Origin of the sequence: Streptomyces hilarionis (assembly GCF_024539675.1) — a bacterium.
GTDB classification, from domain to species: domain Bacteria; phylum Actinomycetota; class Actinomycetes; order Streptomycetales; family Streptomycetaceae; genus Streptomyces; species Streptomyces hilarionis.
Map to the genome: position 1 here is coordinate 1 of NZ_JAHHIT010000270.1, position 6,574 is coordinate 6,574.

Below are 6,574 nucleotides of genomic sequence, written 5' to 3' on the forward strand. Positions count from 1 at the left end.
CCCCCGCACCCTCCCCGCCGCCGCAACCGTGCGCTACGTCTTCCCCCGCCACACCCTGGAAGGCGCCGACGTCCGCGCAGCCCTCCTGACCTCGTCGTCCGGCTCGGAGACCTCCTGCGCTGGCGCGGGCAGGCCGCCCAAGGCCTGACGCTGGTGCTGACATTCGCTGGCGGGACCTCGTGGGAGAAGACCCGCCGACTCGCAGAGCCGTCCGCGCACGACGACGACCTGCGCACCCTCGCCTACCGGCTGATGGACGCAGCCGGCAGCGCGGCCGACTTGAAGGGGGAGGACCTGGCCGACGCCGACCAGGTGGCCGAGCAGATCAGCCTCGACGACACCCGCGAGGCCCGGGTGGTGGCAGAGGCGGCCGTCGACCGCGTCCGCGCCAAGTTCGGCCCCCGCGTCATCGGCCCCGCCGCCGTCTTCCGCCGCGCTTCATGAGCGGCCCGCCTGCTCCTCGGCTGTCTTGTCAGGGGGTGCGCGGTCAGTTGCCGAGGGCCTTGTACAGGCCGTCACGGCAGTCGAAGTGGATGTCGATGCCGGACGCGCCGAAGTGCGCAGTGCGCTCTTCGGCCTCGTGGTACAGCTGGGCCCCCTGCTGCGCCGACACAGTCAGGCACCGCGCCTTCGGCCCCCTGTGCGACGGCTCTGGGAGCCCCGTACCTGTCGTGCGCCGTTGATGAGGCGGTCGAGGGTGTCTTGATCCACCGTTGGGGGCAGGGGATCGCGCGTTGTGCAGCAAGGCGGCTTGGTCCGCGGGGCGGCGGGCACCTCGTCCAAGCCGGCGAGTGTGTAGAGCGCCGTGTAGACGTCGATGCTCGGATCGTCGTCATGCGGTCCCACTAGCAGCACGGTGGCCGCGGTACGGCTCTCGAAGGCCACGATGACACGTAACGAGCGGGGCAGATGCTTGACGCACAGGTGTTCAACGACTTCCCCCGTCATGCGGTAGCCCAGATGTTTGCAGCCCTCGCTCTTGAGGCCCTGCTTGAACTGGTCGAATGCCTGTCTGTCAGGGCCCCGCAGACGGCTGATCTGCTGATGGGCCAGAGGGGTGGCGGTTACTTCCACTGACACTTGGTACACATTAGGTCGCACCGGGTGACGGTGTGGTTCAGATGGGAATCTTCTTGCCGTCCCGGAACTGCTCCAGGCTCTTCGCCAGGTCGTCCCGCTCAAGGGCTGCTTGGTCCTGAAGCCGGTGCCACACTGCGGTGACGAGGTCCCGGTTGCGGCCGGCTGCGCGCAACTCCTCGATCAGATGCTTCACCGTGTGGAGCTGGACAGGGTCGACCCGTTTGGGCCGTCGCGCCACCACCTCAAGGACGCCCTGATCGGCCCAAGTGGTGACCGTCCTGACGCTGAGCTGCAAGAGGTCTGCCGCCACCCGCAGGGAAACCGGTCCGGCGCTGGCCAGAGCACTGGACGCCACCCGCTGCAGGCGTGCCACGGCCTCCGGCTCCCGGTCGGCGAGGTCCTCAACAACTCCCTCGATCTCCTCAACCCTGCCAAAGATGCCCTTGACCTGGTCTTCTCTGCGCTCCAGTGTGTCCATGCGACTCACCGCCCTTCCGCTTCCGTGCCACAGGACGACGCTTGTGCGCGCCGTCGGCAGGACCCAAACCTCACTTCAAAATATGCCCAGATATCTGGCAGGCGCAACACGCTCGCGCAGATTGATACCCCTTCCCCTTGCTCGCTAGACCCGCTCTGAACTGCGAGTATGCATTTTTTGACTCGTATATTGCATTCTCGAAATGCATATATCTAATCCACCATCAGTCCCCTCCAAGCGCGGTGAATTCAATTCCGCAGGGAGAGGCGGAGAGCGCAGGCTACCCACCCACACCCTCGCTTCACCGCCAGCCCCATCATGCGCCGCGCTACTGGTCAGCGGCACCACCCAACGGTGCACCATGCCGTCATGGCGCCGGAGGCCCGCGGCGCGGGACAGCAGCAACCACCTAATCGGCCTATGGCCTGTTGCCTCCAGTCGCCCGACTCTCGGTGCATGCGCAGCTGTGACGGGGAGGCCGATGTGTCGACGGAACCTGATGTCCTGGCACCGCCCCCGGAGGTCGTCGCGCGGCTTTCGCGCTGGGAGACGGCCCTCAACGCGCTGATGCCGCCGAAGCACGGGGAGGCCCTGCGGATCGCGACCTGGAATGTGCGGGCGTTGTCCGGTCTGACCAAGGCCTGGGAGAGCGCCGAGGGCGCGTCCCCGAAGCGGAACTTCACCGATGTGCACCTGATCGCTGAGGTGATGCGCCGGTTCGATGTGGTCGCGGTGCAGGAGGTGCGCGGGAACCTGCGGGCCCTGCGGCACCTGATGAAGGCGCTGGGGGAGAACTGGGCATTCATCCTCACCGACGTCACCGAAGGCAGTCAGGGCAACGACGAGCGCTTGGCGTTCCTGTTCGACAGCCGGCGGGTCAAACCGTCCGGGCTGGCCTGCGAGCTGGTGGTCCCCCTCGAGAAGGAGGCCGGGCTGGCGGCGGGAGGCCTGGGGCGTCAGTTCGCCCGCACCCCGTACGCGGTCAGCTTCCTCTCACGCCGCCAGACGTTCACCCTGGTCACGCTCCATGTCCTCTACGGCAAAGACGCCGCCGATCGGGTCCCGGAACTGCAAGCCATCGCCACCTGGCTGGCAGGCTGGGCGGAGCGCGAGTTCGGCTGGGACCACAACCTCATCGCGCTCGGAGACTTCAACATCGACCGCGCCGACGACCCGCTGTTCAAGGCCTTCACCTCCACCGGCCTGGTCCCCGCCCCGCAACTGGCGGGACTTCCGCGGACCGTCTTCGACGACGTCGGCAGAGAACACTTCTACGACCAGATCGCCTGGTTCACGAAGGGCCAAAAACGCCGACCCGTCCTGACCATGGAGCCCGTCGCCGGCGGGCACGTCGACTTCGTGCCCGCACTGCGAGGCGATCTCACCCTGACCGAACTGTCATGGCACATCTCCGACCACTACCCGATGTGGGTCGAATTCACGATCCCCGACCCCTGACCCGGACCGCGCCTGGGGCTGGGGCTGGGGTTGGGCCGGACGCAAGGGTTCCTCTCATGCGGGCTGGCCCGTCTCAGTCAGCCAATGCGTCTGCCCGATCAGGCGCGGGGTGGTAGGGGCTGAGGGCCTGCGCGTACAACTGCGCCCAGCCGATGGTCGTCACGAGCGTTCCACAGCCGCCTTACCGCATGCCCCCCTCGGATCGAGCAAGGGGCCAGGCGGTGGGGACGCTGTCTACGGCTGACTGTCCCGGTGCCGGTGTGGGTCTGGATGGTTCAGCGGTACCAGTACTTGACGCCTCGGTGGTGGGAGCACGTGCCGCGGAAGTGGGCGCTGTAGGAGTAGGTGCCGTCCTTGCATTTGGCCGTCGCGCCGCGCGGGTGGGAGGAGTTCGCCTTGCACACGCCGGTGGTGTGCCGGGCGCACGAGGCGGCCGCGGCGTCGGTGGCGACAGCCACCGGCGCCAGCAAGGCACCTGCCATGAGCGCCGCCGTCACGACGCTGCGCACGGTGGTCAGCATCAAGCTCTCCTTCTGTCGAGAAGATGCGATCATGCGCTGCCCGCCGGCTCCCGGGTGGGCGCTCTGGCCTTCGGTGACCGGGGTGTGACGGTCGTGGTCGAACGGTCGCGCCATGTTCGACCAAGGCGGGCGTGTGTGCGGGTGGCGCGCTGCGAGCAGGCCGCCGGGCGTGTCAATGGCTTTTGGTGGCGAGGATGCGTTTGCTCGTGCGGCATGTCGCAGGCGATGTGCCCTGCCCGAGCAGCGCCGGTAAGCTCCCCGCCCCGGCCGGTGGTCGTCAGAAGGGCATGACCCTGATGAGGGCGTTAATAGGCGGTGGAAGCTGCCTTCTCGGCGTTGGAGGCCTCACTCGAACCCTGCTCCAGGCTGCGGCTGCCCACGGGTCAACGACGCCCGGCCGAGACGGAGCGGCTGCACGGGGCGCTCATCGACGTGCAAGAGATCCAGGTCGCCTGTACCTGAGGAACATGCATGGTCACCCGGTCCCGCCAGCGGGCCGACGGGGAGTGCCTGAGCTGCGCGTGCGTTCGCTGCTCTGATGGTTGGGGCGCCGGGTACGGGGCGCGCCTGTCTGTGGTGGTCAGCAAGCGCGGGCGGCCGGAGAGGTCGCGGCGGCGGCACGTAGAGCCAGGCGGTTAACGTCGAGGGAGAGACGGTGGTTACAGCACAACGCCGATGGTGAGCCGCCTGTGTGCTCGTGACGGCTTGTGGTCGCAAGCCCGAATGACGTTCGCGGCAGGCGAGTGGGTACCGCCGCTGCGCTGAGCCCGGTGCCCCACCACGGTGATTGTTCTGTGTGGTCCATGGAGGTTTTTGAACCAGTCAAGAAGCTGGTTTGAACTGTGTGGAGGCATCAATTGGGGCATGTGGGGGCGAGAAGGGTATTCGGCGATGCGTCCAGTGCATCTGTGATGAAACTGTGATCCAGCGAATGCGATCATGTCGGACATGCATGCCTGGCGGTGAGTAAGGGACCAGTAAAGGATTTGTGACCATCGACCGACGGTACGGGGATGGTGACTTTTGGTGTCCGGGACGGGGGGACGGCGACGATGCGGAGGCATCGTTGCCGCGATGACGGCGCTTCTCTTATCGGGTGTGAGCGGGATCGTTTTGGAGGTACCGGCCTACGCTGCCGGGTGCGTCGGCGGAGTCGACTCTGATTTCAACGGGGACGGGCTACGCGACACGGCCATCGCCGACCCCCTGGCAACGGTGTCGGGCCAGGAGAAGGCCGGAGCGATCCAGATCGTTCTGGGTGGCGGGAAAGGCGTGACCACGCTGTCACAGGACACGGCGAACGTGTCCGACGTCGCAGAAGCGGGGGACCAGTTCGGCTTCTCGCTGGCCGTGTACGACGCGAACCTCGACGGGTGCAGTGACATCGCGGTCGGGATTCCGTATGAAGACATCGGCACCGTCCCGGACGCAGGCCTGGTGCACCTTGTGTACGGGTCACCGGCGGGCATCGGGCAGGGAACGCCCAGTCTCGGGTTCCGGCAGGGCGCCGACGGCAACATGGGCAACACCGCCGAGGCGGAGGACTGGGTCGGTTACTCGGTGGCGGGCGGGGTGTCGCCGACCGGGGTGCCGTTCCTCGTCATCGGGACTCCGGGAGAGGACAGCTCAGGGCTCACGGACATGGGCTTCGCGACCTATGCGTCCGGTGTGATCCCGTCCGTCACCACGTTCCATCAAGACAGCCCGGGCGTGTGGGAAGACGCGGAAGCCTACGACCGCTTCGGCGCGTCGGTCTCCGCCACGGACCGCCACTTCGTGGTCGGCGCTCCTGGCGAGAGCACCGGGACGGTCTCCTTCGCCGGTGCGGTCCAGGCATTCCGTCCGTCGGTCAATACGGATGGGATTCCGCAACCTCTCTTCGGCATGGGACAGAGCCGAACTGCCGGTCCCGACGACGCTGCACAGGCGGACGACCGCTACGGCAGCGCGCTGGCAATGGCTTCATACCGCCCGTCAGGGGCGGCCGCTCCCACCGACTCCCTGCTCGCAGTAGGCGTGCCCGGGGAAGACCTCGGCACGACGGTCGACGCCGGAGCTGTGCACGTCTACGACATCAAGGCCGACGGCACGGTCGCCGTGCTGAAGTGGATCGATCAAAATCAGGAAGGCGTCGAAGGAGAGGCCGAGGCCGGCGACTTCTTCGGCCAGCAGCTCGCGGCCGTGAACACCAGCACCAGTGTGGTCAGTACGGCAGCCACCATGCGCCTCGCGGTGGGCGTGCCCGGTGAGGAGACCTCTGGGGACGCGCCTGAGGCAGGCGGCGTCCAGGTGTTTCCCATGGTCGGTGAGCCCGGCGCATCGGATGCATGGCTCGAGCCGGGCAACGGCATCCCCTCCGGTCCCTCGGCCCGGACATTTACCGGCATCAGCCTCGGCTCCAGTCCCTCGCTGCTGTACGTCGGGATGCCCTATGGGCCAGAGACAGGGCGCGCGGTCCACGGCTATTCCTGGAACGTGACGTCGGGCGGTGCGCCGGCCCAGACGTGGAAGCCCGGTGAGGGTGGCATCCCCGCCGGTGCGGGCGCCTTCGGGGCGGCGGTTCGATGACTCCGCGCAAACTTTCCGCATCCCGTCGGACATGGCGTCCCGGAAACCAGTCCTTCCCGGCTCACACGAATCGACTGGAGCAGGAGCCCATGTCCGTAGTCAGAACCGGAGTAATACGGCGTGGTCCGGTAGCGCGAGCTGTCCTGGCGGCGACGGTCACCGGCGCGATGGTCTGCGGGTTCGCGATGCTGCCGGACGGCGGCGGACCGGCGCACGATCAGTCGCCGACCGCGGCAGACCAGCCCATGGCGACCGAGCAGCAGGCCATGGCGGCAGCGAAGGACAGCGGCAAGAAGACGGAGGTCGTGGGTCTGCGGACCGAGCGACGCGAGATCTTCGCCGAGCCCGACGGCACGTTCACCGCCCGCGAGTACACCGAGCCGGTGCGCACGGTGCAGGGCGGCAAGTGGGTCAAGGTGGACCCCACGCTGGTGAGGCGGGCCGACGGCGGCTGGGGCCCGAAGGCCGC

Annotated in this window: 8 protein-coding genes; 4 read left to right on the forward strand and 4 right to left on the reverse strand. The window is 67.6% G+C overall.

What is annotated here, in order from left to right; translation table 11 throughout:
• Nucleotides 1-150 precede the first annotated feature (150 nt).
• Complete coding sequence (locus KMS84_RS37320) at nucleotides 151-444, forward strand: hypothetical protein (RefSeq protein WP_368860716.1); 294 nt, start codon at nucleotides 151-153, stop codon at nucleotides 442-444.
• Nucleotides 445-487: 43 nt separating this feature from the next.
• On the opposite strand, the gene KMS84_RS37325 is transcribed toward KMS84_RS37320, so the two are convergent.
• The 3 genes from KMS84_RS37325 to KMS84_RS37335 are packed head-to-tail and all read right to left on the reverse strand — an operon-like array spanning nucleotide 488 to nucleotide 1,558.
• Complete coding sequence (locus KMS84_RS37325; RefSeq protein ID WP_256920994.1) at nucleotides 488-613, reverse strand: hypothetical protein; 126 nt, start codon at nucleotides 611-613, stop codon at nucleotides 488-490.
• Nucleotides 614-615: 2 nt separating this feature from the next.
• Nucleotides 616-1,074: a hypothetical protein gene (locus KMS84_RS37330; RefSeq protein WP_256920995.1), complete on the reverse strand. Its 459-nt coding sequence runs from the start codon at nucleotides 1,072-1,074 to the stop codon at nucleotides 616-618.
• A 43-nt stretch (nucleotides 1,075-1,117) separates the two neighbouring features.
• A complete protein-coding gene (locus KMS84_RS37335) occupies nucleotides 1,118-1,558 on the reverse strand; it encodes a hypothetical protein (protein ID WP_256920996.1) in 441 nt (146 codons plus the stop codon).
• 456 nt (nucleotides 1,559-2,014) lie between these two features.
• Here KMS84_RS37335 and KMS84_RS37340 point away from each other — a divergent pair, with 456 nt between their 5' ends.
• Nucleotides 2,015-3,016: an endonuclease/exonuclease/phosphatase family protein gene (locus KMS84_RS37340; protein ID WP_256920997.1), complete on the forward strand. Its 1,002-nt coding sequence runs from the start codon at nucleotides 2,015-2,017 to the stop codon at nucleotides 3,014-3,016.
• A 275-nt stretch (nucleotides 3,017-3,291) separates the two neighbouring features.
• On the opposite strand, the gene KMS84_RS37345 is transcribed toward KMS84_RS37340, so the two are convergent.
• Nucleotides 3,292-3,537, reverse strand: coding sequence for a DUF3761 domain-containing protein (locus KMS84_RS37345; protein WP_256920998.1), 246 nt, complete (start codon nucleotides 3,535-3,537; stop codon nucleotides 3,292-3,294).
• A gap of 1,074 nt (nucleotides 3,538-4,611) precedes the next feature.
• Here KMS84_RS37345 and KMS84_RS37350 point away from each other — a divergent pair.
• Together KMS84_RS37350 and KMS84_RS37355 are read left to right on the forward strand one after the other, a co-directional pair.
• Nucleotides 4,612-6,105: a VCBS repeat-containing protein gene (locus KMS84_RS37350; protein WP_256920999.1), complete on the forward strand. Its 1,494-nt coding sequence runs from the start codon at nucleotides 4,612-4,614 to the stop codon at nucleotides 6,103-6,105.
• Nucleotides 6,106-6,194: 89 nt separating this feature from the next.
• Nucleotides 6,195-6,574 (forward strand): hypothetical protein (locus KMS84_RS37355; RefSeq protein WP_256921000.1); only part of this gene is annotated, 380 nt, incomplete at its 3' end.

Bases quoted from the DNA above. Each gene is read 5' to 3' on its own strand.
- KMS84_RS37335 (WP_256920996.1), bottom strand. From the start codon at position 1,558: ATGGACACACTGGAGCGCAGAGAAGACCAGGTCAAGGGCATCTTTGGC.
- KMS84_RS37340 (WP_256920997.1), top strand. From the start codon at position 2,015: ATGCGCAGCTGTGACGGGGAGGCCGATGTGTCGACGGAACCTGATGTC.
- KMS84_RS37345 (WP_256920998.1), bottom strand. From the start codon at position 3,537: ATGCTGACCACCGTGCGCAGCGTCGTGACGGCGGCGCTCATGGCAGGT.
- KMS84_RS37350 (WP_256920999.1), top strand. From the start codon at position 4,612: ATGACGGCGCTTCTCTTATCGGGTGTGAGCGGGATCGTTTTGGAGGTA.